This is a genomic window from Bacillus sp. RC51 (genome assembly GCF_044908115.1).
Lineage (GTDB): Bacteria > Bacillota > Bacilli > Bacillales > Bacillaceae_G > Bacillus_A > Bacillus_A mycoides.
Genome location: NZ_JBIYCW010000027.1, coordinates 1 through 25,066 on the forward strand (window position 1 = coordinate 1; position 25,066 = coordinate 25,066).

Sequence of the window (25,066 nt, forward strand, 5' to 3'; positions counted from 1 at the left end):
ATTCCTTTTGCGCTTTTCTTTCCTTTCCTCTTCAACTTGCAACACGTTTGCTCTTTCTTTTCCCTATTCCTCTTTGCTTGCATTCCTTTTGCGCTTTTCTTTCCTTTCCTCTTCAACTTGCAACATGTTTGCTCTTTCTTTTCCCTATTCCTCTTTACTTGCATTCCTTTTGCGCTTTTCTTTCCTTTACTCTACAACTTGCAACATGTTTGCGGTATCCTTACCCTATTTCGTCTAACTTGCAACAGTATATTTTTTTCTCAACCTAATACATTACACAAAAAATCGTTCTATTTTTAAATTTTTGAGTGATTTTTTTATATTTACAACAAGTTACTCAAATAAAATGCAACATGTTTGCGGTATCCTTACCCTAACTTTTTTGTCTTTTTTAATCGAATCCCTTATATATCAAGGAATTAGGTGCTTTTACTTATTCTTATACATATAATTCAACTTGCAACACGTTTGCGGTATCCTTACCCTTATTTTTCGCATAAGATGCAACACTGTTTGCGGTATCCTCACCCTATCGTAATCCATACAAATCTAATTAAACCTATCACATCAACGATAATCGTTATATTTCATGATTAATAAGCGTACTTCTTAACTTGCAACACGTTTGCGGTATCCTTACCCTAACTTTTTTGTCATTTTCAATCTAATCCCTTATATATCAAGTGGGGAGATGACTTTTTACTTATTCTTATACATATAATTCAACTTGCAACACGTTTGCGGTATCCTTAACACAAAAAAAATTAATAGAATTCTCATATCCCTTGATACACCTAGCTTTATAAGCTGTTGCAAGTTGCTATCTTTCTTCTTAAAGGAGCACCTTTCGCCAATTTTCGATTTGCTATAATCAAAATTGGTATATTTTATAGTATTTTGACATATATTTCTGAATTTGCAGAACGGAGGTGAAAAAGATGGGGAAATCATTTATTATTCAAAATCAGCGTAGCTTAAATGGAAAAACAACAAATGCTGTTTTAGTTACACTAAAATCTTGGCAGAAGTTTGTTGCAACATTTGAGGAGAAGTACTACAGCTATAAAGATACATATTTAGAAGATATTCTGCAGCACATGACATACGAAGAACGTATTGCGGATGTAGAAGGCTTTGTCGAACAAGCGAAACCATCTTTTTCACGTCGAGCAATGTCTGCACTTGCAGAAAAAACAGGAAGAAAACATAAGTTATATGGTATTACGAATGCAGATCTTGAAGTGTTCTTATATCTACATAAAAAATGCTTTACTAATGGTGTCATTCCAAATGTAACGATACATATGATGTGGGAAGATTACAAGCAATATAAAGAAGAATTTGCATACATCCAGCATTCTCAGTTCTATATTGCTCTAAAGAAATTAAGTATACATAACATAATCTCTATCGAAAATGGCGTAGATGGCCGATATACAATCAAACTCACTCATTTTATGAATGAGGAAACAGAAAAAGCAAATCCGTACGTATATATTAGTCCTGTTGTATTTACAAAGGCTTTCTTTAAGCTATCTGTAGCAGCTAAGAAACTATTCTTAGACATTGCTATGCAACAACATACAGAAACAACGTTAAAGCGTTCTTTGGACAAGCAGGACGAAAGAGGCAACATAACTCACTTTGGCGGGATGTATCGTTTCTTACATAAAAAATATCCGCACCAGATCCGTGCGGTTATCGAAGAATTAACAACTGCATTACCATGTACGGGTAATCCCCTATTCAAAATTTGCAAAATGCAAAAAGGTGTAAAGCATACAAAACGATATACAACATTATATCTATCTATCCATTCGGACTTCTTATGTACGAAAGAATCTGGAGAAGAGCAGCACAGGGATCCATTTACTCCAAAAGCTACCTATGCTCGTAAAGCCAAATTTATCGAAGCAGTCTTACAAGAGATGCATATCGGCGAACTGTCTGCAGACATGAATAAATTCATTCATGTATTAAAGTATACTTGTCATCGTCAAATTCGCAGTGTAATTCGTGGACTTCGTGACATGGTTGACCGAAAAGAAGGATATCCAACTAAAATTGTATATACATTGAAAAAACTATTACATCAAACATCTCAATATCAAATTCTTGATACTGCGGCGAAAGAAGGCATCTACCCTCTTATTGCGCAACATGTACCAAAAGAGAGAAATAGTGACCGTGAACAAGCTGTCTTTAATTTTGGTCTACATTATTCCATGTACTCTCTTCGCAACATTAAGAAGATGTTTAAAAATGTGCATGCACTACTGAAGCAGAAGTTTGCGGTACCAGTGACGGAAGAGTCTTATCACCGTAATTATCTAAAATACCAGGAAGAAACGTTATTTAGAAAATATGCATATGATCAGGGAGTGAATCTCCATACATATATCGCTTTAGAAATTGAAATGCGTGAAAAATTAAAAGTTCGTGGCCATAAAGAACGTACGATTCCAAGTGATGTACGTGAATGGTTTATCGAGGCAATTGATAAGCTGCCACAAGAAAAACTTCGTGTTATTGAGCTGCCAAAGCAGTTTAATTTACTAGAGTTTATGCGTACCTTCGAACGTTTAGTACGTGCTGGTGTAACAATAACAGCTCCAGATCAGGTGCTAACCGCAATGGAAATAAAATAATAGCAACAAGCTCTCTATTTTTGAAAAAATCGAAAGTAGAGGGCTATTCGTATTTGTTTCATTAACACCCCTTTTCTACTACTCTATTTATAAATACCACATCAGAAGAACTTCATGTAAAATGGAGTCTTTTTTTATACATATCTATACAAATCCTCTTCTACCTATAGAAGAATCTCCACACTACACATTGAATATTCTTCACGTGTAGTAAAACATCCGATTTTATATCTACAAAAAATCAGAAAGATATTTATAAAAATAGTGGATATGAGGACAAATATGATCAAATGTGAATAATATTTCCCCAATATCCTTGAAAATACTAGTGTCGTTGCATTTATCTAATAAAAATCATCAATAATAATGTGAGTTATGTGTAAACACTGAGTAATGTTAACAAATAGCTACATTATCTGAACAAATTGTGGATAATTGGACGCTACATACTGCTCCATTTACCAAAATAAAGAAAATAAGCCCAATTTCCATGGTTGAATAAATATAATATGATTTGTATCAATTTCTTTCCGATTTCATGTAGAAACATATGATTTTCTTTCTGCTTTTTTGTAGAATTGAAAGTCTAACAATCGTTGAATCTACGGATACATTTTCTACTATTTATGATTTTTTACGTTCTAACATCAAATTATCCCTTGTAGGAGTAGGTCTTTTCCCTATTTTTGATAACCTATAAAAGTTTTATCTTTATTTCTTTTTAATATATAAGATATATATTTATAATAGATTTTATTATTACTAGTATGATTGTTAATAAGAAGTCTGACCTAATTGAAAATATTTGTTAATTAAGTTATAATAATGGTAATTAAACATATCATTACCCACATACAAAAGGACAAACCTACGTATCCCTACCAGGACGAGGTTTGTCCTTTTTTCATTTTATAATCAATTAATAATTGGAGGATTAAACATGGTCGTACTAAAGAATACAACTAATATAGCAATGAATGAATATAACGAAGTTAGATTTTTTAAAGGGGTTTTTTGGGGATTATTACTTGTACTCCCTTTTTGGAGTATTATGATAGCCTTATTCATTTGGCTTTGTAAATAATAATCAACATATCAAAAATGCAAAGGGTTGTTTGTCCGTTTGCGTTTTTGATATGCCAGCAACCGTGCGTAGCAAAGGGCGGTAGCAGGTCTTTCACCTATTTTTTGTTATAATATCCCCAAAGAAATTAGGTGATTATAATGAACAAGACAATTAGCTTAGAGAAAACCTTAGAAGATTTTTTTGCTTATTTAAATGAAAAAGGCCGAAAATATTCTACGATCTAACGTTATGCATATGATATTAAAGATTTTTATAGATGGTTAGAAGTAAATGAGATACTTTTTCATATCAAATCATGGAGTAATCTATCTGAAAAAGATTATCAGGATTATTTCTCTGAGTTAGAAAACAAGTGTAAATATTCCCTCAAAACAAGGCACAGAATATGGATTGTTTTAAAGAAATTTCACATGTTTTTAGGGATAATTAGTCCATTAAATGATATTCATCTCTCTTTAATTCCGGATCAATCACTAAATGACAATGATTTTATTACTGAAGCGGAAGAAAAGCGTCTAAAACAAACTGTATTATCAACAAAGGGGTTAACAGAAAGACAAGCTAAATATCGCCCCCTAATCATGGATAGAAACGCTTGTATAATCAATTTAATAGTAAACTACGGTTTGTCTTTACAAGAGCCTATATCGCTTAATATGAGCCATATGCAGTTTGCTAGTAATACTTTAATTGTTCCAGTGGAAAATGGTATGACTAGATCTATCTCTTTAACGGGAGAGGATACAAAACAACTATATAAATATTATAAAATGATTCCGGAACCAGTAAGGCATCGGCAGTATACAGATAATCCCTTCTTTGTTGCATTTGACTTTAATCGGGGAACATACCGATGGGTATACGAAATCGATGCACCAAAGGCATTGTCTGAGGTTGCTATACAAAAAATGATACGACTTGAAGTGAAACGAGCAGAATTAAATAGACGTATTTCTGCGCAGCAGATGAGGAACACATTTATTCTCCGTCTTATTAAGCAAGGTTTAACTGAAGATGAGTTGGTAAGCAGAGTGGGGTTCAAAACTAAGATATCCTTGAAACGGTATTGTCAATACATGAAAAAAAACACCGTATAAGGTGTTTTTTTCATGTATTGATTTTAAGAAGAAAAGACATCACTATATTTTCTGACTTCAGGTAGCTTATGACTACTAATATAGCTTTTCCATTCTTTTAAAGCTTCTTGGGAAAGAGCGTTGTGATATTTATATGTATAAGCAACTAGACCCGCAAAACTAGAAATTTGTGAAAAGTCTTTTAAATCCGAAATATTTACTGTTTCTGAAGTGATAGTTTTTAAATAGTCGTTATAAAAATTAATTAACATAAGACATTCATTTTCCGAAAAAACATTAGGTATATTTTCCATGCAATCACGCAAGGTATCTACAGCTATTGTAAAGATGTCTTCTGTCCCATAATAAAATATATTAAGCAAAGCATCTTTTATCAATTCTTTATCAACCATTAAGTCTTGATATTCTATCAAAATTAAATAATTATAAAGTGTATTTGCTGTGCCCCTAACCTTTTCGACATCTTTTGATTTTAAATTGTTCACTATATTTTCCAGTTTGTACCCAGTATTGATATTAAGCCTTTCTAAACAAGGGACTAAAAGTAAAGATAGATCTGGCCTTTTTTTATCCATTTCTTTAAAAATACTTTTTAATTTCGCATAATCTGCATCTCTTAAAGACGTAATAGGGATAACTCCTAAAAAGTTTTTTTCCAAAAATGAAACTAACTTTTTCAAATAATCTGTCGCACCTAAAGCATCGGGTTCCTTATTTATACTTCTAAGTAGCCCCTCTCTTTGGGATTCCCAATATACATAAACTTTACTAAGCCATTTTATATATAATTCAGCGTTAAGAGTATGGGAGTCTTTGTAGCTTGGGAATGCATAACATAGTCTATTAAAGTAACTATAAAATGCAGTAGTATTAAAATAGCTTTGATCAACATGATCATAAAAGATAGGAATTTCATTATCAAGAAAAATTGATATTTTTTCTTCACTAAGTCTTAAACTTGAATTTATAATCTCATTGAAAATTTCTTCATTGATGAAATCACTCTTTCCTAGACGTCTATTATTTGGGAGTCTTTGGAGAAGTTCAATAAATATACTTTGACTTGTTGCAGTTAGACTACCTGTTCTTTGAAGGAAGGTCATTCTAATTAATGCCCCCTCTTGTATACTTTGATCCTCATGATTCGCTAATTGATTTAACATTTTTAATATTGTATTTTCTGATACTTTTAAGTTAGAAATATTTTTTTGATTAGTCACGTCAACTAGGAATGGATCAAAGAAATTGCTTGTATATATATATTTATCTGGGTGCCATTGACTATGTATATCTGTTTCTATTAATTGTTCATAAAATATTTTTTTCTCATTTTGATTTTTATCAAATAGTGCTCTTCTTGTGAAATTCTTTAAGAACTTATGGCACTGTATATAATTTATTTTGTTATTCATAAAGTTAATAACTTTTAAATCTATATCTAATTTTCTATTTGAGGGTAAGGCAAAGTATATCCGTGAAATTATTTCCAATGCTATATCAACATCAATTATAGAATTTGATTCATGTGAAATTGTTTCTTCCAACATTTCTAGAAGAAATTCTAAATTATTATTATTTAAGTGATAAACAAATTCCCTAGAAAAAATGTTATAAATTTCCTTGGTATCTGCATAATATATTTGTTTAACTTGGCAATAGAGCGGGTATAATATTTTTAAATTTGTTAAAGCTAGCGTATATTGTGATCTATCTTCTTTAGTGATAGGTGTTTCGAACATTTCATGAATCTGTAAAACAGCAAAAGAATCCAAAATTTCATTTGTAATATAATCCCCGTACTTTGTAGAGATAGTATAGTTCCCTGGATCAAAACCCTGTATTTCTGTAGTACCAAGTTTATTTTCATATACTTTTAGTGTTGTTAAAGCTTGATTAAATTCTCTACTTGTATTGCAATTCTTAGAACTTAAATTTCTTAATCTATCATAGCCATAATCCCATTTGTTATTTATTCTTTGTAGTATATTTAAGGCTACACTTTCTAAAGAAAGCAATCTGTAATCATCACTTTGGATAGCCAATAATCCTCTAATTGTTTGGAGGTACTTTTCAAAATTTGTTTTTGCTGCTGTTTTTTCCCCAATCCTCATTAGAATAGCAGATTTTTTAATTCCCCATTCAATTTCCTTTTCACCAACGTCCCAGTGATTTAAATAATTGAGAACGTGATTAACATTATTTAAAGCTAAGTTAAATAATATTTGCTCGTAAGTAAGTTGATGTCTTTGCAATAGGTCAAGTGGTAATTCGCTAAGTAACTCTCTATATTCTTCAAATTCTTTTTTGTTACAATCTAATCGCGCTTCTTTTAATAAAAAAAACAAAATAGTCGCATGTTTTTCATTTGAATTTTGTCCTGATTCCTTAATTAAATTTTTAAATTTTTCTTGTTGGAAAGGATCTAATGGAATATAAAATTTTTCAAAACACCATAATATTTCATTTATATAGTTTATCTGTTCATTAATAGTTAAATCGGATATTTCATCGATTTTTTCTCTGGAAAATAACCTTATATAAAATGCATGAGTACGGCGTATTTCATTCGGTATAACTGCCCATCCAGGATAAGTTTTTCTATTATACTCTAAAGTTTCTAAGCTTAATTGATTTTTAACATAACTTTGATGTGGCCATTGCGTCTTCTCTTTTCTTTCTTTGTAAGCTAAAAATTCGAATATATCTGTAAACATAGCGTGATAAGGTTCTTTTTCAGACGAGTAAATATCCTTAAAATCAATTAATGTAATACCTTTTGAGCGTAGCTCACCTTGACGATGTTTTTGCCCGTATCCAATCATATAAATTTTAGGCATTTGCTCACCTAAATTGTTTCTAACCCATGTAGTCCATTTTTCAAAATTTGGGTCATCGCCGGAGAATCCTAATAAAACAAAGGTTGTCTCCATAATAGATTGTTGTACCATATTAACAAAAGGACTAAACTTTTCCGGATAACTATCATAATCATTTTTAGTAAATATAAAAGGTCGATTAGACGGAAAGCTACCGTGTAACTTAATTATTCTTGGGGCAGTGGAACGTGGAATATCATTAATATCATAAATTATTTGATAATTACGTTCATATACATTTTTCTTGGTACGCTCTAATAAAGTATCATAATTAGTAGTAAAAACATCTGACCATGGAAGATTTAGTAATTTTTGATGTAATAAATCTGGTTCATAATTATCATCTGGTATAGCATCTTTTAGAATTTCATCTAAACTAGTTCTGCCATATTCGTCTACGTATAATTGTCCAACCTCAAGAACATCTTTATACATAACATCTGGGTGATGGCTTAGATTAATAGCTAATTTTTCTCTTAAATCATCCCATAGAGCCATTCCAGAAAAACTACTCTCTATTTTTCTTGCATTCATACTAAAGCCTGCACCAATCATTACAGAAACGCGACTTTTCCTATCTTTTGACCATAAATTATCTCGTATTACTTTGAGATGAGGATAAAGAGATAAGCTTTCTTTAAAAAAACTGATCAATATTTTTAGTACTCAATTTCTAATCACCTTTCTTAATAAGGAAAAATTGTAAGGAAGTGTTTTATTTTATAATACGACTTGGTAAAAGCCTTGTCTATTTGATTTGACATTTACATATAGTGTTGCTATTTAAGGACTTAAATAATTTATGATACGTTATTTTAAAGAAGCAGTTGAGTATGTTTCAGAGTAATAAATTAAGATAAGAGTGAATTCATCTTAAAATAAATAAGAATAGAAACTTTTCAATTGTGCAAGTAATTTTAGGGGGGATTTTTTCATTTCCTCTTTAATTTCTTGATAATTATCCATCATTATATTTTTAGATAGAAAAAGAGAGTCCCTCACACTACAGGCACTCTCTTTTATGTATATCTTCTATTTTTAATCTATTATAATTTCATTTAAATTTATATTCAGCTTGTTTAACTTTTCCATATAAAAACTCATTACTTTTTGAGCATGTTGTATAGCCATTAACCCATCTTGAACGGTAAGGGCTTCGAAATACGGATAACGAATGTCTGTAGCATAACCATTCAGCTGCACGCATTGTTCTAAAATCAATGAGAACTCCTCATTTAATCTACGACAAAATTTGTGCAGCATTAAAAGGTTATGAGTTTTAGGGACTGGTCTACCGTTTAGTGCAAGAAATCCTTTTAGAAGTTTCTCCACACATTGTTGACTATGATAGCAAATAATTGCAGTAGGGAAAGGTTTCATGTGAGTTAAGTACCTAGCAGAATCTAAATCGGATTTTGCAATAAATACCCACTCTTTTAGATCCTCAGTATTTCTCATATAGGACCTTCCCTTCTAGTGCAATCTTATGTTCCATAGTTACGGTACGGCTAGCACGTTCTTGAAACTCTTCTGGCCCATACACTAAAATATCAACTGGCGTTTCCATTACATCGTAAATCCCCCAATTGATACGATTAATGACTTCCCTTTTTCTTTCTCCTACACCTTCCACAACAATACAGAGATCAAAATCACTGTCTTCATTTGGTGTACCATATGCATGAGAGCCAAAAAGGATGATTTTTTGGACAGAAGACACAGTTTCACGAATCTTTTGCACTAATAGGTTCAATTCCCTTTGTACTTCTTCGTTAATCCGAATCACCCCTCGGATAATGTAATTATAATGACGTTTAAGTATATTATACATGGGTTTCTATTCTCCTTGCTATTACATAGTTATTTTTATATTGATCTCTTGTTTCCCAACGTTCTGCAATTCCTGATAACAGTCGTATATCTGCTTAAAATCTTGTAAGAATCCATCGTCAGAGATACTATGAAATCCTTTGAAGTTCTTTCTCCACCAATATAAGATGCTAGATTCATCCTTCGCTAAAAAAGAATCCGGATTGAAATGAATCAGAGCCTCTGCTATACAAGCCAGAAGCAATGGAATCATTTCAGTATTATGCTTTGATAAATTAAGTACACATACAACCGCATAATTCTTATATTGATAGTATCGTAGAACACCATTACACATGTTTGTTGGTGTTAAAGTGTGTTGTAATTGAGTGGAATCTAATTGATACACTCTCATCTTGTCCCCTCCTATATCATTACTCCTCAATTGGTGCAGCTTTCATAAACGCTTTTTGAGCTTGGAAAATGATATAGTGATTCGATACAGTACCTTCATCAAAGAGTTCGTTGACGAATTGTGCAACAGTCATGGCAGCGAACTTATTTGTAATAACGCGCTGTGGTTCTGAAGCAGCTAATTCGGAACAACTTAATTGACTTGGAGCCGTTTCTTTTTTCGTAAAAGCATCTGGAAATAAATCGCCAAGCGGTGAAAGAATGACCTCGCCATTCAATTTAACTCCACATACTGCGTGTCCGTTATAACCACTGTTTTCTAAATCAGGCATTTCGTTTGCAATAAATCCGTTGATAAGCAATTCAAAGGATTGACGAAGCTCTTGATTATTAGGAAGGGCTTCTTTTGACTGTAATAAGTCAAAGAAGTCACTGTGATTCATAATCATTTGAATGCCCCCTTACACACGAACCGGTAGGATTAACTGCAAATTAGAATGAATTGTATCCTCTGCTCCCACTACCACAATAGGTCTCTGATTACTAATCATTTTTATCGCGATTTTTTCAGAAGATATCGTTTGTAGTGCTTGCAGCAGATATTCCACATTACAAGCCAATGTAAATGCCTCTACTTGATTACATGGAATTTCTACACTTGCAGTACCTACTTGAGAATTTTGTGGTTTAAGGTGAATGCTTTCCTTTCCTTCTGACGTAAGCACGATTAGTGAAGAAAAGGCAGAAAGCTGTTCCAACGTGTTTTTAATTTTGAACTGGCCGGGCACCATACGTGCCGTATCAGGATATGTACCAGCTAGTAATCTAGGCTGATAGATAATACTTTCGCCACGTATTAACAGCTGTGTATCACTAATGAGCTTTAATTGTAAATTTGTTTCACGATTAAAGAGCTTAAGAGCTGTTTTAACGTCTACAGTAGCATTAGCTTTCTCTAATTTTTCGATAAATAAAGTACGGTTAATAGTAAATTTCATAATTTTACCCTCCAAAAAAGTAATAAAAAAAGAACAGACTTCATATCCTGTTCATTCGTTTCCCTGCTATAAAACAAAGCTTTACGCACTTTGTTATTTTTTTTACTTTGCTATGAGTTGATGAATGGCTTCTGCATGACCATGAAGTAACCATTCTCTAAAAGACGTGATATCGCCAGTTATATAGGTAGATAACCAGCGATTAAGCTGTTCCTCATCCCCATGGCTAATATCTTCGCATCGTCTGGTTTCGTCATATCTTCTACTTCAATGTTTACAACTTTTAGATGGTACGGCATACGGCCATTGCTAAAAACATCCCCTACACAAATTGTCCAAAGACTCGTTTCAATTTCAGTTACAACATTCATTATATATGCTCCTCTGCAGCTTAATAAAAAAGACATTGAACAAATTCGTCCAATGTCTTTTTCCCTCTTATATATTCTTTAACTCAAAGTACAATTTTCCAGGTTTTCCATACATGTTAATTTCATTTTGATATACGACAGCTAATTGTTGAGACATCTCAATGCTTTCCATATAGGATAATGAAGCAGCTGCTTCTATTTTTTCTTTAATTTCATTAGGAATAACTGCGTAAGATAAGCTATCCATTTTACTTCCTAATTTAGTATTTGTAGCAGCCTCATAATAAATTTCGGTAATTAAGACCTCATTATCATCTGGATCATACATATATCCTCGGTTAACTGTAATCATATTAAAGTACTCCTCTCAAGTTTCACATTCTAATCCCTTGTGCTTTTAGCATTGCAACAAGTATCTTACGTATATAAATACTCTAGTTCTTAATTTTTATATTCCATTCTTTATCTAGTTTACTATAAATTAGAAATTAATCTCTTTCTTTGCTGTCAAATTCAAAAATCTTTAACAATAGTAAGAGTCGATAAAGACCTGGTAAGTGTTTTTCTCCATAATAGAAATAGAATTCCTGCGATTCTTTTTTATAAGAAAATTGTACACCTAAGTGTGCAGGAAACGACTTTTAATGGGTTCGGTGATTTCTTTATTTTGAAAGGTTAATATAAGTTCCCCTAGTGATAATGCTAGTTCATCTAATGTAATTGCATGTTCATGTTTCATCATAAATATCTCCTTTTCCAAATAAAAAAATCACAAATCATGTGCTATTTCTTCACAGTATTTTTTAGTTATAATACCTAAATATCTAGCCTTCTCATTCTTGCTTAGTTTAGTATCTCTACTACAGTACAAGGACATGTTGTAAAGCGCTTCTCTTTAGAGATTTCTTGTAAAGATTTAGTAACAGGATAACCATTGTACAGAACCTGAATATGCTCTGAGAGGCCCGTTATTTGAATGAATAACTCATTTAAGTCTGTACAATTGTGATTTGTTTCTAATAAATAGTCCCCAGCTGCCTCATATGAATTTCGAGCATAAATTACTCTCATAAACTCTTTTGAACTTCCTATCTTGTAAAATTTCATATTATCTCTCCTCTTAATTAAACAAAAAAAGCACAAGATAAGTGCTTTTTCATTTAGCATATTATTAGCCCCGAAGGTCTATTTACATGTTCTTCCTAACTTAAAGACAACACAAAAAGGGCTTCTTCAAGTCGATTAAAATGTGCATAGTAAAATAAGCTATATATACACTAATCGGCTCAAAGAAGCCCTTTCATAATTGAAACAAGAACACAACTTGCTTCTACAACTCAACCACAACACATAAGGTGTGGGAATAAACGGAATCAATTAAACAATAAATATAAATTTATATTAAACTATTTTTATATTATATTCAATTGTTTTTAATGAAATGAAGATAAGAAGGAATTTATTATGCAGATGCTATATGTATTGTATAATAATGCCCCTGTTTCCCCTGCTATAAATCCCCTCTTATTTTCATTTCTTGGTGTTACTTCATATACTGCATTTCAAAATATAGTTTTTCTGGCTTTTGATGTTGGTCTAAATAACAAAGTATTTCTTTAATGGTTTCTGCTTCAACTTCAACAGTCTCCATGTAGGACATACTTTCAGTTTCTTGGACCTTTTGAAAAATAGCAGTAGGTAGTTTAACCGCATCGAACACACCCATTTTGCTTCCTAGCTTTTGTTCTGATGTAGCATCGTAGAAAATTTCATTAACAATTACCTTATTATCATCTGGATTGTACATGTACCCTCTTTGTATACGTAGCAATGTATTACTCCTTTCTTATATATTCTATTTCAACAATAACTACATCTGTATATATTATTATTGTTGAAACAGGCATCAAACAATATTATTTCGTAAAATCCATACTTTGTATAGAGGTAGATACAGGATAATTAGTTTTCGCAATTTATTTTTGAATATTTCGTCCTTTTTTAAACGTTTCTTTTAAAAAAAGAGAAGCTAATATTCTTTTACGAATGGCTTCTCTGAAAAAAATGTTACTTATTTCTTTTTTAAACGAAGTTACACCCACCACATCTGTGAAGGGTTTTCTTCAATTAAAATAGATTGAAGATTTTTTGTGGCACGTTTAAATCCCTCTTGAATAGACATGAGTGGATCTTCGTGTTCGATACTTACAACATAATCATATCCATATGTACGAAGTGCACTCATCATCTGCGACCATTCTTCTAAGCTATGACCACAGCCAACAGAACGGAATGTCCAAGCTCTTGTTTTCAGTTTACCGTAGGGCTGCATGTCTGTTAAACCATACATATTTACATTATCTTGATCGATGTAAGTGTCTTTTGCATGAAAGTGATAAATTGCATTTTCTTTCATTAATAACTTAATAGCAGCGACAGGGTCAATTCCTTGCCACCATAAATGACTAGGGTCTAAGTTAGCACCTATCGCATTGCATGTTTCTTCACGTAGTTTTAGTAATGTATATGGCGTATGTACTAAGAAACCACCGTGAAGTTCTAAACCAATTTTCACACCATGTTCTTTGGCAAATTCACCAACTTGTTTCCAATAAGGAATGAGCTTTTCTTCCCATTGCCATTTTAAAATATCATTGTATTCATTTGGCCATGGTGCAACAGGCCAATTCGGGTATTTTGCGCTTTCATGGTCACCTGCTACGCCTGAAAAACAATTCACAACAGGTACGTCTAGTAGTGAAGCTAGTTGAATGGTTTTTAACAATGTTTCATGAGATTCTGTTGCAAAAGCAGCATCTGGGGATAATGGATTTCCGTGACAACTAAAAGCGCTAATGATTAAGTCTCTTTTTTGTACATGTTCTATATATACGCTTCTGGCTTGTTCACTTTCTAATAATACATCTAAGTTACAGTGCGAACCTCCAGGATAACAACCTGTACCAATTTCTACTGCATGCAAACCGGCTGCTTGTACATAATCAAGCATTTCTTCAAATTCCATGTGAGAGAAAAGTGTTGTAAATACTCCTAATTTCATTTATCTTCCCGTCCCTTCTGCATGTGTGTTACTACTTTCGTAAATTGCATCAATAATTTGCGATACTTGCAGCGATTCCTCAGGCTTTACAATTAATTCTTCATCGTATAAGCAAGCTTTTACAAAGTTTTCTGCTTGCAAAATTCCAGGATCGCCGTTATTTGCTATCCAAACCGGTTCACTATTTAATATCATATTATGTTTTGTTGTATATAACTCAATTGGAAAAACATTTATTCCACCGTTTACTCCGGAGATACTCACATGTTCTTCATCATTTTTAATATTTGCTGCCCAAGAAGTTTCAAATAACAATGATGTCCCATTTTCAAACTTTATATATGCGGTAACATGATCATCAACTTGAAACGTTTTATAATCATATTCTCCCCACATATTTACTTGATTTGGTTGCTTACTAACGGCATTATAGACACTACCAATGACTTCTGTTTGTTTTGGATTTCCAATTAACCAAAGTGCTAAATCAAGAAGATGGCAACCGTAATCTATTAAACTTCCTCCGCCTTGTAATTCTTTATTTGTGAAAACGCCCCAGCCTGGTACTTTTCGGCGACGGAGTGCTTTTACACGAACAACAAGAGGTGTGCCAATCTCACCTATCATCATTTGTTTTGCAACTTGCGACTCTTTCATGTAACGATAATGATAAGCGATAGCAAGTTTTTTACCGTTGTTTTTTGCAGATTCTATCATTTTTTCGCATTCTGCCGCTGCTAAAGCCATCGGTTTTTCGCATAATACATGTTTCCCTGCTTGTAATGCTGCGATAGAAATCTCAGCATGAAACTTATTAGGTGTACAAATACAAACAGCATCAACTTCTTTAAAGACTTCTTCATACGTTTCAAATACATAAGGAATGTTATATGTTTCAGCGATTTGTTTTGCGTGTTCTATGTTTCTATCATGTATAGCCGTAATCGTACAATATTGATGTAATTTTACAAATGCAGGGATATGGCGACCTTGTGCAATTCCTCCGGCCCCTATTATTCCAATGCGTAGTTTCTTCATGTCTTCACCTTTTCTCATAATGGAATTGTAACAATTTGTTTTGCTTCACTGGATTGTATGGCTGCTAAAATGACTTCTAACGATTTCATTCCTTCTACACCATTAATTAACGGCTCTTTATCAGAAAGGATAGACTCTACAAACTGCTCAATTACATGTGAATTACTTTGACCAACTGCAGCATTCGATTGAATTTTATCAAGCTCATATTTTACAACTTCACCATTTTTATATTGAAGAATGAGTGAGTAAGTCGGATCATCTTCTAGTCGAAGAGTGGCCTTTTCACCATAAATAATTGTTGAATTATCTTCTTTGCTAACGTAAGACCAACTTGCTGCAAGTGTTCCAATAATGCCACTTTCGCTTTTCAACATACATACAGCACAATCATCTACATTCGAAAATGTTTTTGCGCTCGTCTCAACAAAGGCACCAACTTCTGTAATTTCTTCATTAAGAATATACCGAATTAAATCCGCTTTATGTACACCTAAATCACCCATTGCACCAAGAAACGCTTCATCTTTTTTAAAGAACCAGCTCTCTTTTCCATCTACACTCCAATTTTCAGGACCACTATGACCAAATGCTGTACGGAAGCTATATATTTTTCCGATTTCTCCATTTTCAATCAATTGTTTTGCCTTTTGGTGAGAAGTAACAAATCGCTGGTTATGACCAATCATTAACTTTTTACCGCTTTTTTCAGCAGCTTCAATCATCATTTCCGCATCTTTTTTTGACGTCGCCATTGGCTTTTCACATAGTACATGGATACCCGATTGTAAAGCAACGATAGAAATTGATGCATGTAAATCATTTGGTGTACATACACTCACTGCATCTAACTCTTCACAATTGATAAGCTCGTTATAGTCAGTGTACATATTTACACCATACTTATTGGCAACTTCTTTTGCGCGCTTTTTATTACTGTCACAAACAGCCACAATCTGTACATATGGGTTTGCTTCATATTCTGGTAAATGACGATACTGCGCGATGCTTCCGCAGCCAATAACACCTACTTTTAAAATATTCACTATCATATCCCCCTTTTGCTTGATTTGAAATTATTATAGAAATTTTTTTACTGAAAAAATATGCTATATATCGTTATGTTTTTATCAAAAGTTGCCTTTTTCTATAAGAAATAAGGCAACTTACTTATCGCATTTTGATAAAGGTGTTATATTGCTAATAAGGAGGTGTAAACGTCTATGTCAGAAGGGATTTGTAATAAGCTTGCTGAAGCAATTGAAGAAAAGGTTATTTATCAAAATCCATTACTATTTTTAAAGGTATGGGACATTGTTATGGAAACCTCTTATAATAATCAAATTGAGAGTGCCCCTTGGCATTATCATGAAGAGATTGAGTTTCTAGCAATTATAGAAGGAGATTTAGGCATACAAAATAAAGATAAGTATATTGTTCTTGGCCCTGGAGATGTTTTTATTTTTGGGAAATCTGAGTTGCATCGGTCACATAAACCTTCTGCAGGTTCGTTACACTACGTTGTGTTTCAAGTAAATTTAAAACAACACTTTGACCGAAGCATTATACAATATTTACATTGCTTTTCAGAACAAACAAAATCCTTAAATGAGTTAAATTATATTTTTGAACAAAATGAAGTGGTGAAACATGAGGCTTATGTTCTTATTACAGAAATCTTTACAGAATCAAAAATGAAAATGAACGGATATGAAATCGCAATTAGTGCTGCCATTAAGAAATTACTTTTATTACTAGTAAGAAACGACACACATAACATATTAAATTATAGTGAACAAGACGACTTTGCTCGTTTAAAACCAGTACTTGATTATGTAGAAGATCATTTAGGAGAAAAGATAACCGTAACCAAAGCATGTGCATTAATAAATTTAAGCTATCATTATTTCATCAAATACTTTAAAAGAATTATGGGTATTTCCTTTTTAGATTATGTGAATTATAAGCGCATCAAACAAGCTGAAAGTTTATTAATAACAAGTGACCTTAGTATTACAGATGTCGGATGCGAAGTTGGAATTGCAAACATGTCACAGTTTTATAAGTTGTTTAAAAAAGAAAATAACTGTTTACCGAAAGAGTTTAAGCAGCGAATACAAAGCATTGAACTACCCCCACTTTCACTTCGTTTAGAAGTGGAGGATTCCTAAGTAAAGAGTTCTATCGAACTCTAATTTATTAGGCTATCCCCGCAGTCCTTGCGGTTAGAAGCTGTATTGCTTCATTCTTTAGATTGATACTTGCGTTAATATCCCTATCATGGTGTTTACGACAAGAAGGGCAGTCCCATTTACGTAGGTTTAGGTTTTTAACGTCTTTGTTTTGATATCTACAACAAGAGCATAATTGGCTTGAAGCAAATGTTTTCGATACGACAATGACTTGTTTGCTGTACCATTTTGCTTTATATTCCAACATGGTTCAAAACTGTGACCATGATACCTCACTAATTGCTTTTGCTAACTTATGATTCTTTAGTATATTCGATACTTGCAAATCTTCTATACCGATAACATCGTGGTTTTTGATGATTTCAAATGATAAAACACGCAAATCATCTCTATTTGTAAAAGTAAACAAGCCACCCTTTAAAAGAAAGCAATAGCTTGTAAGGATGGCTTAGTTTGTTGCGAATAGCTTTGTATTTAATTGTTTAATCTCCCCTTCTGCAAGAGGCTGATAAAAAGCATGTTGTAATCCTTGAGAATGTAAGGTTTCTCCTATACATAGCAATACTTTACCAGGAATTAAATCAAGTAGTAGATCATTATTAATTTGCTTTGCCTGTTTTTCAGTAGAAACATAAACAACTAAGATTGTAGGATTATTCCCTAATTCTTGCATAATAACATCTTTCCCTGACTCTACAAAAGTCTTCCATCTAGCGATAATCCGCTTTAATCGATCCTTTGTATCTGATAATAAGGTGGAGTATACAACAAAATTAAATTTACGATCTTCTCCACCGCTTACTACAAAACTTAAAGGAGGGGTAAAAACCCCTTTACTTATAGATGGATGCATAATATGCCCCACAAAGGACGGAGCATAGCGTAGATGGCAGAGTAAGTCTATATCATGCCAATAACGTAGGTGAACGTATTTGCCGTGATTATCAAGGCGCTCCGGAGCAAAGTAAAACATATTTCCTTGCCAGTACTTTAAGAGCTTAAACCCATTATCGGATAACGTATAAGCCTCCTCAAGAATTTCCATATCAAAATTCTCTACTTGCCATTTTTCAATGAGACGATAGTAAAGTAGTCCTTGAAGTGCATCATTAATTCTCTTACGCGAAAACTTATCTTTGAATAGATATAATAAATGATTAAAACGAACAGATGTATGAATACCGATGAAAGTTAGTATTGCATGCTGTTCTTCTGTTAAACGCTGCTTAAACGTAACTAATTCGTCATAGGAATGGAATACATAGGTTTTATCCAGACTATGTATCCGATATACCTGAAGTCCCTGTGCGTCCTCATTTGATAAATGTGGGACGGAAGGGAGATATGGAGACATTTGATTCTCTATTGTACGCATAGTCATTCATTAAAATTGAAAGATTGCAGAACTAGATTTTTTACTTTGGCCTTGAGGATAATTTAAAATACGTACAGTTCCTCTGCGATTTTTTGGATCAATATTAAGCAGCTCACATGTAACGATTGTTTGGTTAATTGCATCTTCTGGAGTTGGATTGGCAAGATTACGGCTCTTTAAGCCTTTAAACTGAATACCTGGTGCAACTTCTACGAAAATACCAGCAATGGCATCTACACCTACAATTTTACCTACAAAACGGTCACGTCGTTTCTTAAGATCTAATAGCTTTTCCATTGGATCTGTTTCTAGTTTCTTTTTATTTCCTCTAAATTCATAGCGGCCGTTCTTTTCTACTACTTTATCGATAATGAGCTCTACAACATCACCAATAATAATATCCTCCGGACGTACAAATGAATGTGACCAATGTGAGTACCTTACCCCTATAGTTACACCATGGACTTCAACCAGAACGGTTTGTGCAGTTGGAATATGACCTGAAACTGTTCCTGTGTATACTTTATTCCCACCTTGTGAGGTTACTTCATCATATAATCTTTTTTGTAATGCGAGCTCTCCTGCTGTGATTGATACAACGGCAAAGTTCCCTTCCTCTGTCTTTTGGAAATGCTCAATGATAACAGGTTTTGTTCTACCAACTAGCCATTGAGGATTCTTAGGAATTGTTATCCCTGCCTCTGTAATTGGGCAGTATGCAGTTGTATGGGTACCAATTTGCATCGTAAGTACGGGTATGCGTTCTGATTTACCATTTTTAGTTGGGAACAACTTTTCAGAGACGACTGTAATTAAACCTTTACCTATAATACGTTCCCGTTTCATACGAGCTAACTCTTCTAATTCATGCTCACGTACTCGTTCAAATTGGTTGAAGTTTGTTTCTACTGGTGTGTCCCCTGCTGTGATTTCTTGTTCAAAAGCCATTCCTAGTTCTTCTGCAACGTGTGTTGTTTCTTTCTCTACTGTCATCCTATTTTTCCTCCTAGAACGTAAAAAAGGACACACCTGTACCGTTGGAATGGTACGTAAGGTGTGTCCTTCACGTAAGTTATAGTTTATTTATATAGTTATTAATTCTAATATAATGGTATTTCAAAAATTTTGCAAGTATAAAATTAATATGAGTTTAATAGAAAAATTGTAAGTAGAAATATTATTAAATCTATAATACAAGTACATTAAGTAGAGGAATAAAAAAACAGTAACAATCCCCGTTGTACCAATAATTACCAATTGATCTCTATATATAAAATGCTAACAAAATATTCCATTATTAATACAAATATGTTATTTTTTGGTTGAACGATAATAAAGGAGGATGATTTAATTGTTAAAGAAAAGTATTATAACTAGTCTTTCAACTTCATTACTGGCAATACCTATTTTAGTAGGATTTACCCCGTCTGCTTCAGCCGAAATGGAACCTCAAAACACATATGAAATTGAAATTTTAGATGAAAATGCTGTATTAAATCCAGCAAATTTCGGTGTTCAAGAACCAAAACTTTTATGTGCTACTTGTAATCAGTATAAAAGTAGTATCGTTTCTGAATCCTTAGTTTCTAGAACGTATAAGGGAACTGTTACATTAAGTAGTACTTCGACACTTTCAGGAGAGATATCATTTTCATATAAAGGAGCTACGGTTAAACTTGGAGGCTCTAAAGTGAATTCATCAAGCCGTAAATTCAAAGAGTATTCTGTAGTAAAAGATTATCGTATAAGAGTTAAAACATATAATCCAATTGGACAGCTTATTTCTGACGAAACAGTAAATAAGAGAATTACAACTCTTGATAGAGTACCAGTTTAAAAGAAAGCCCTTTGTAAAAAGGGCTCTTTCAAATAATACTGGTTAAGTTCCATAGACAGTGGATAAAAAATGGTGCTAATAATGAATTTGTTTTTTTATATATAAAACTAGTTACAACACTCAATATAAATGGAAAAATACGATACTCCATTGGCATACTATGTAATGAGGCAAAAATAATGGATACTATGCAGATACTAAGCCAAAATGGAATGTAACACTCTAATGTATCTAATACAATTCTTTTAAAAAACATCTCTTCCCAAAATGGTGTCATAATAACCACGCCTAAAATAACTATAGCTATGTGGGTCATGGATGTAATCTGTATTGTCTCGGTATCTATTGCTTGATCTTTTATAACGATTAAATTCCCTGTCTGTGATAAAACAAATATTATGATATATCCCCCAAATACATATAAGTAATTTTTAAAGTCGACAAAAAACGACCAATGAATTTTTTGTAGCATATACTGCCTTACCTTTTTAGGAAGAAAAAACATTATCAAAAAAATCAGAGTTATTATAAAAGAATCACTCATTTGAGTATATATTGTAATATTAAACAAATATTCAAAGAACCTCAAAAGTAAAACTATGCCTATAAAAATTAAGGTACAATACAATAAATCCTTAGATTTTTTGATATCCATCGGCCCCCCCTGTTATTAATTTCGATTTGTGTATATTTTTTACATATCTATTAGTTTTATTTTATCATATTTTAGGTAGTATGGGTTCTATGAAATTATCAATTAAAAAACTCGTCTAATTCTTTGCTCATCACGTTAGATGTATTTTTCTTAGGTTGTTCATTTCTATATGACAGTGGCTGTGCACCACTATACTTATTTTTCTGTTGAGCCTTGAGGCGTTCTTGACGTTCTTTATAGGTCATACGGCTATACTCTTGTTGCTCATCAGTGTTTTTTGTGTTTTCTACCATGTTTTTTTCTAAGTTTTTATGAACAGTAGCACTAATTGATTCGTAAACTTTTGCAACTTCGTCATCTAGTTTGTTTTCTTCTGTAAAATCTACTGCTTCTATAACTGGAATCAGCTTTTCACCAATATCTGTTTCTGATTCTTCCGCTATTTGCAGTGTATTTACTTCTTCTTGTAACTCTTCTTGGAATGGTTCGGTTCTAACTGAAAGCTCCGTCTCAATTGAAGCATCTGTGTTCCACTCTTGTTCCATTATAGAAATGGATAAACCTTTGTTAAGTTCGGCCACATCCATATCTATTTCATAGGAATCTACTATATCCTCTGGCTTTAGCTCAATTACTTCCTTGATTATTTCTTCAACTACCTCTTCATGTATTTCAGGTGTTACACATTCCAACTTTTGTTGCGTGTCTATGTCATTTAAGACTCCATGACGTTGTAAGGCATCTAGTAAGCGTGAGGCACGTGTAGAACCAATATTAAATTTATCCTGCAATGCCGATAGGGAAGCCGCCCTGGATTGCTTCACAAAAATTACAACATCATCATATAAGATATCTTTAAAAAAGCTTGTCTCTTCAAGCGCGGCCTCCTTGTCTTCGCTTGGAATGGCTACTTCTTGAGGAATACGTTTATCGGAATTTGTTTCGTACAAGACGGTAGAATTTATATCAGACGCCTCTGGCGATAGTGGACTACTATTGTCTTTTGAAATTAGAACTTTACGAGGTTCTTTTCCTGTATAGGAGCTGACAACTAGATTTTGTTCTAACTTCTCAATTAATCGCGCTGTCTTCATATAGCCAATCCTAAATTTTCTTTGCAGCAGGGATGGCGAGACTTGCTGTGATTCAATTACGAAGCTTTTAATCTCTTCATATAGAGAAGTGTCCTCTTCATCTTTCTCGTTGTGGCTTGTCTGTTGTTCATTAGCAATGGGTGTATTTGATACAACTATATATTCGACTTCTTTTGTTTCAGGTTCAGATTTATTCTCCTTATAATTATCCAATGAGACAATTTGCTGTTGTCCCTCGTCTGTTCCTATAGAATTGTTCTGCTCCGTCGTATCAATCTGTATAGGTGGTAATGGTTCTTTTGTTTTCATATTCTCCGCATCTACGTGCTTCATTGGATTTGCTTTAGTAATAGATTCCTTAATTAGAATGAGACGCTCATTTCCCCAATATTGCCCTAGTTTTTCGTCAACTTGAATAATCGCTTTAGCAAACTCTTCTTTGGGTACAAAATTACTTGTGATTTGTTGTACAGGCTGCACATGATTATCTTGTACGATACGAGCAGCACAAATAAATGCACCTTGTGCCATAATATCCCCTGGCGACATAACCACTTCTTTTGTTTTTTGATAGGTTGATCCTAAACGACTAACGGGATTCTCTTGCATAGGAGAAATGCCTTGTTCAGATTCAGATTCTTTAAATTCCTCTTTTTCGCCAAACATGTCAGAGAAAATCTTTGCATCATATGGCGTAACATCTCCAAATATCATTTTGTTACGGAATGAGCCCAGCAAGGTAAACATGTACTGCTCTGTGAAATCGAGAGCTAATTGAGATAGTGTTTGGCTTGCAATTGTCAGGATTACTTTATATTTACGAGATTGTGCAGGGAATTCTTTAAAAGGGCGGACAACGTAATCTGGGAATTCATCGACAATTATATGGTGGTATGGTGAAACGTTTGGTTCTCTACGGAATACAGCATTCTGCATACTAAGTAAGACGAATTTTCCTAATACATTAGAAAGGTCTGCCAATTCCCCTTTTGCCGTATTTACTAATAAAATTCCACCTTGTTCTAAATGTACATCAAAATCGAAATCGGATTTACCAAATAAAACTCGTCGTATTAGTACGTTCGAAGCAAGGTCTTTTAAAATATTACGTAATCCTTTTACATATTCTTCTTCTCTATCATAATGCATGGGGTGCCCGCGGTATTTCCCTTTTTTATAAACCGCAGGTTCGCCTTGAGAATCTGTTTTTTCTCGAATTGTATTATCAAACCACTCATCTATCCCTTTTATAATTTTATATTCGTTGTTCTGGTCCCGCGAAGCAGCGCCAGTTTGAACAAAATCGTATAACCTTTCCACCTGTACTTTTAACAGTTTATGCATACGATGGACACGTTCTACATCATCATACATCTCTATCAAGTCGTCGAAGGTTACATCTTTTTGCGGGTTGTGCAGCTTTAATAAATAGATATGTTGCTTAAGATGGTTACGCTGTGCTTGTTCAAAGAATGCATTATTGGATTCAGATAAACCTTGAATAACCATTGCGAAAACCTCTGCTACTTTATCAACTGGTCCACGCAGAATGTTTATGTTTTTTGTATCAGGGTTAGTTGGATCAATATAGTAAACAGAGCTTTCAGGAATTTTGTGTGCTTGTACTAACTTAAATACTTTTTGACATAAATCATTACTCGGTTCAATAACAGTGACACCATTTAAAAACGTCCCTTTTACTTCTTCCGTATCATAATCATTTTTTTTATAAGCATTCTCGAACTTATTAATGAAACGTACCATCCAGTGTAAATCTTGATTAATTATTGGAATGATTAAACTAGATGTTTTACCAGAACCAATTGGACCAATAATGATTCCATTTAATGTTCTATCTTTCCCTTTGATACGAACCATTTCTTTATGCTCAATATGAGGACCAATTTCTACATCAGGATATATTTGTTGTTCCTGACTATTAAACCATTTTTGTAACTTGTGGTTTTTGTACTCATATTTTTGTACCCATTTTAAAATTTCTTCCCGGTAACGAACAATATGCCCGCTATACCAAAGAGTAAACAAGATCATAAATACAGTAGGTAAAAACACAAATATCATGGTTAATGTGTGGAAATTCCCCGTTAATACATGGCCTACTGCCTGATATTCACCAAAATTAACATGCGTTGCTTTATCCGTGAGATAAGGGATAACCTTTGCATGGATAGGAGCAGTTGCAAACCATAAGAATTGGATATCAACTGCGATGTGTGAAGCAATTAGAATGAAAAGTTTCCCATTTTTCACATGTAAAGCTGGAATACGGCTGTAGAAACGAAAACTAAATTCTCCTAGAAATAAAGAGAAGAACATTAAGATAAGTGGTACATATGTAATTTCTATAGGATAAGACGGTAGTTCAAATGCATAGTATAGTAACTTTATATAGTTTATTAAACCGACTCCAAAAGAAATAATAAATGCGCTAATTAGTGTAATAGTTGTAAATAAAGGCAACCTTTGCTTAAACGTATTCATAAAGGCTCACCT

General features: G+C 33.2%; 20 protein-coding genes and 5 pseudogenes. 5 read left to right on the forward strand and 20 right to left on the reverse strand.

Features of this window, described 5'->3' with window-relative positions; all coding sequences use genetic code 11:
- The first annotated feature begins 938 nt into the window (after window positions 1-938).
- The 3 genes and pseudogenes from ABH959_RS28675 (at window position 939) to ABH959_RS28685 (ending at window position 4,832) form a co-directional block, all read left to right on the forward strand.
- A complete protein-coding gene (locus tag ABH959_RS28675; RefSeq protein WP_404493512.1) occupies window positions 939-2,648 on the forward strand; it encodes a hypothetical protein in 1,710 nt (569 codons plus the stop codon).
- A gap of 940 nt (window positions 2,649-3,588) precedes the next feature.
- Window positions 3,589-3,732, forward strand: coding sequence for a hypothetical protein (locus tag ABH959_RS28680; protein ID WP_404493514.1), 144 nt, complete (start codon window positions 3,589-3,591; stop codon window positions 3,730-3,732).
- A gap of 140 nt (window positions 3,733-3,872) precedes the next feature.
- Window positions 3,873-4,832: pseudogene (locus ABH959_RS28685) on the forward strand (tyrosine-type recombinase/integrase).
- A 23-nt stretch (window positions 4,833-4,855) separates the two neighbouring features.
- Here ABH959_RS28685 and ABH959_RS28690 read toward each other — a convergent pair.
- The 15 genes and pseudogenes from ABH959_RS28690 to ABH959_RS28755 all read right to left on the reverse strand — a co-directional run bounded on the left by ABH959_RS28690 (window position 4,856) and on the right by ABH959_RS28755 (window position 16,445).
- Complete coding sequence (locus tag ABH959_RS28690) at window positions 4,856-8,242, reverse strand: SIR2 family NAD-dependent protein deacylase (RefSeq protein WP_404493516.1); 3,387 nt, start codon at window positions 8,240-8,242, stop codon at window positions 4,856-4,858.
- 504 nt (window positions 8,243-8,746) lie between these two features.
- Window positions 8,747-9,166, reverse strand: a complete 420-nt coding sequence (locus ABH959_RS28695) for a HEPN domain-containing protein (protein ID WP_404493518.1) — start codon at window positions 9,164-9,166, stop codon at window positions 8,747-8,749.
- On the reverse strand, window positions 9,153-9,539 hold the full coding sequence (locus ABH959_RS28700) for a nucleotidyltransferase domain-containing protein (protein WP_201055024.1): 387 nt from the start codon (window positions 9,537-9,539) through the stop codon (window positions 9,153-9,155). The genes ABH959_RS28695 and ABH959_RS28700 overlap by 14 nt, the downstream gene beginning before the upstream one ends.
- A 21-nt stretch (window positions 9,540-9,560) precedes the next feature.
- Window positions 9,561-9,932: a hypothetical protein gene (locus tag ABH959_RS28705; RefSeq protein ID WP_016096922.1), complete on the reverse strand. Its 372-nt coding sequence runs from the start codon at window positions 9,930-9,932 to the stop codon at window positions 9,561-9,563.
- Window positions 9,933-9,951: 19 nt separating this feature from the next.
- Window positions 9,952-10,257 (reverse strand): annotated as a pseudogene (locus tag ABH959_RS28710) (ThiF family adenylyltransferase); the annotation flags it as partial.
- A gap of 135 nt (window positions 10,258-10,392) precedes the next feature.
- A pseudogene (locus ABH959_RS28715) lies at window positions 10,393-10,863 on the reverse strand (DNA polymerase III subunit beta); the annotation flags it as partial.
- Window positions 10,864-11,031: 168 nt separating this feature from the next.
- Window positions 11,032-11,154 (reverse strand): annotated as a pseudogene (locus ABH959_RS29450) (Rad52/Rad22 family DNA repair protein); the annotation flags it as partial.
- On the reverse strand, window positions 11,109-11,300 hold the full coding sequence (locus ABH959_RS28720; RefSeq protein WP_002068896.1) for a hypothetical protein: 192 nt from the start codon (window positions 11,298-11,300) through the stop codon (window positions 11,109-11,111). The gene ABH959_RS28720 and the pseudogene ABH959_RS29450, both read right to left, overlap by 46 nt.
- Window positions 11,301-11,367: 67 nt before the next feature.
- Complete coding sequence (locus ABH959_RS28725; RefSeq protein WP_002068899.1) at window positions 11,368-11,652, reverse strand: hypothetical protein; 285 nt, start codon at window positions 11,650-11,652, stop codon at window positions 11,368-11,370.
- A 267-nt stretch (window positions 11,653-11,919) separates the two neighbouring features.
- On the reverse strand, window positions 11,920-12,042 hold the full coding sequence (locus tag ABH959_RS28730) for a hypothetical protein (RefSeq protein ID WP_002069431.1): 123 nt from the start codon (window positions 12,040-12,042) through the stop codon (window positions 11,920-11,922).
- A 101-nt stretch (window positions 12,043-12,143) separates the two neighbouring features.
- Window positions 12,144-12,407 (reverse strand): hypothetical protein, encoded by a 264-nt coding sequence (locus ABH959_RS28735; RefSeq protein ID WP_016096927.1) that lies wholly within the window; start codon window positions 12,405-12,407, stop codon window positions 12,144-12,146.
- A gap of 436 nt (window positions 12,408-12,843) precedes the next feature.
- Window positions 12,844-13,131 (reverse strand): hypothetical protein, encoded by a 288-nt coding sequence (locus ABH959_RS28740; RefSeq protein WP_016096929.1) that lies wholly within the window; start codon window positions 13,129-13,131, stop codon window positions 12,844-12,846.
- Between the two features lie 261 nt (window positions 13,132-13,392).
- Window positions 13,393-14,361, reverse strand: a complete 969-nt coding sequence (locus tag ABH959_RS28745; RefSeq protein WP_002069434.1) for a sugar phosphate isomerase/epimerase family protein — start codon at window positions 14,359-14,361, stop codon at window positions 13,393-13,395.
- Window positions 14,362-15,399 (reverse strand): Gfo/Idh/MocA family protein, encoded by a 1,038-nt coding sequence (locus tag ABH959_RS28750; protein ID WP_426952374.1) that lies wholly within the window; start codon window positions 15,397-15,399, stop codon window positions 14,362-14,364.
- Between the two features lie 14 nt (window positions 15,400-15,413).
- Window positions 15,414-16,445, reverse strand: coding sequence for a Gfo/Idh/MocA family protein (locus ABH959_RS28755; RefSeq protein WP_002069438.1), 1,032 nt, complete (start codon window positions 16,443-16,445; stop codon window positions 15,414-15,416).
- Between the two features lie 177 nt (window positions 16,446-16,622).
- On the opposite strand from ABH959_RS28755, the gene ABH959_RS28760 reads away from it, so the two are divergent.
- Window positions 16,623-17,570, forward strand: coding sequence for an AraC family transcriptional regulator (locus ABH959_RS28760; protein WP_002069440.1), 948 nt, complete (start codon window positions 16,623-16,625; stop codon window positions 17,568-17,570).
- A gap of 28 nt (window positions 17,571-17,598) precedes the next feature.
- Here the strand turns inward: ABH959_RS28760 and ABH959_RS28765 are convergent.
- The 3 genes and pseudogenes from ABH959_RS28765 to ABH959_RS28775 form a co-directional block, all read right to left on the reverse strand.
- Window positions 17,599-17,964: pseudogene (locus ABH959_RS28765) on the reverse strand (RNA-guided endonuclease TnpB family protein); the annotation flags it as partial.
- Window positions 17,965-18,039: 75 nt separating this feature from the next.
- Window positions 18,040-18,966 (reverse strand): hypothetical protein, encoded by a 927-nt coding sequence (locus tag ABH959_RS28770; RefSeq protein WP_404493521.1) that lies wholly within the window; start codon window positions 18,964-18,966, stop codon window positions 18,040-18,042.
- A 9-nt stretch (window positions 18,967-18,975) separates the two neighbouring features.
- Window positions 18,976-19,959: an RNA-binding protein gene (locus tag ABH959_RS28775; RefSeq protein WP_404493522.1), complete on the reverse strand. Its 984-nt coding sequence runs from the start codon at window positions 19,957-19,959 to the stop codon at window positions 18,976-18,978.
- 358 nt (window positions 19,960-20,317) lie between these two features.
- On the opposite strand from ABH959_RS28775, the gene ABH959_RS28780 reads away from it, so the two are divergent.
- On the forward strand, window positions 20,318-20,803 hold the full coding sequence (locus ABH959_RS28780; protein WP_033707478.1) for an LMxysn_1693 family intestinal colonization protein: 486 nt from the start codon (window positions 20,318-20,320) through the stop codon (window positions 20,801-20,803).
- Window positions 20,804-20,831: 28 nt separating this feature from the next.
- Here the strand turns inward: ABH959_RS28780 and ABH959_RS28785 are convergent, their stop codons facing one another.
- Entirely contained in the window at window positions 20,832-21,458 is a 627-nt protein-coding gene (locus ABH959_RS28785) for a CPBP family intramembrane glutamic endopeptidase (protein WP_002069449.1), read from the reverse strand.
- A gap of 98 nt (window positions 21,459-21,556) precedes the next feature.
- Window positions 21,557-25,054, reverse strand: coding sequence for a DNA translocase FtsK (locus tag ABH959_RS28790; RefSeq protein ID WP_404493523.1), 3,498 nt, complete (start codon window positions 25,052-25,054; stop codon window positions 21,557-21,559).
- Between the last annotated feature and the right edge of the window lie 12 nt (window positions 25,055-25,066).

Excerpts from the sequence above, each read along its gene's own strand:
- ABH959_RS28695 (WP_404493518.1), bottom strand. The coding sequence starts at position 9,166 with ATGAGAAATACTGAGGATCTAAAAGAGTGGGTATTTATTGCAAAATCC.
- ABH959_RS28745 (WP_002069434.1), bottom strand. The coding sequence starts at position 14,361 with ATGAAATTAGGAGTATTTACAACACTTTTCTCTCACATGGAATTTGAA.
- ABH959_RS28725 (WP_002068899.1), bottom strand. The coding sequence starts at position 11,652 with ATGATTACAGTTAACCGAGGATATATGTATGATCCAGATGATAATGAG.
- ABH959_RS28690 (WP_404493516.1), bottom strand. The coding sequence starts at position 8,242 with ATGAATGCAAGAAAAATAGAGAGTAGTTTTTCTGGAATGGCTCTATGG.
- ABH959_RS28730 (WP_002069431.1), bottom strand. The coding sequence starts at position 12,042 with ATGATGAAACATGAACATGCAATTACATTAGATGAACTAGCATTATCA.
- ABH959_RS28750 (WP_426952374.1), bottom strand. The coding sequence starts at position 15,399 with ATGAAGAAACTACGCATTGGAATAATAGGGGCCGGAGGAATTGCACAA.
- ABH959_RS28785 (WP_002069449.1), bottom strand. The coding sequence starts at position 21,458 with ATGGATATCAAAAAATCTAAGGATTTATTGTATTGTACCTTAATTTTT.
- ABH959_RS28770 (WP_404493521.1), bottom strand. The coding sequence starts at position 18,966 with ATGCGTACAATAGAGAATCAAATGTCTCCATATCTCCCTTCCGTCCCA.
- ABH959_RS28680 (WP_404493514.1), top strand. The coding sequence starts at position 3,589 with ATGGTCGTACTAAAGAATACAACTAATATAGCAATGAATGAATATAAC.
- ABH959_RS28735 (WP_016096927.1), bottom strand. The coding sequence starts at position 12,407 with ATGAAATTTTACAAGATAGGAAGTTCAAAAGAGTTTATGAGAGTAATT.
- ABH959_RS28790 (WP_404493523.1), bottom strand. The coding sequence starts at position 25,054 with ATGAATACGTTTAAGCAAAGGTTGCCTTTATTTACAACTATTACACTA.
- ABH959_RS28700 (WP_201055024.1), bottom strand. The coding sequence starts at position 9,539 with ATGTATAATATACTTAAACGTCATTATAATTACATTATCCGAGGGGTG.
- ABH959_RS28720 (WP_002068896.1), bottom strand. The coding sequence starts at position 11,300 with ATGAATGTTGTAACTGAAATTGAAACGAGTCTTTGGACAATTTGTGTA.
- ABH959_RS28775 (WP_404493522.1), bottom strand. The coding sequence starts at position 19,959 with ATGACAGTAGAGAAAGAAACAACACACGTTGCAGAAGAACTAGGAATG.
- ABH959_RS28705 (WP_016096922.1), bottom strand. The coding sequence starts at position 9,932 with ATGAGAGTGTATCAATTAGATTCCACTCAATTACAACACACTTTAACA.
- ABH959_RS28760 (WP_002069440.1), top strand. The coding sequence starts at position 16,623 with ATGTCAGAAGGGATTTGTAATAAGCTTGCTGAAGCAATTGAAGAAAAG.
- ABH959_RS28675 (WP_404493512.1), top strand. The coding sequence starts at position 939 with ATGGGGAAATCATTTATTATTCAAAATCAGCGTAGCTTAAATGGAAAA.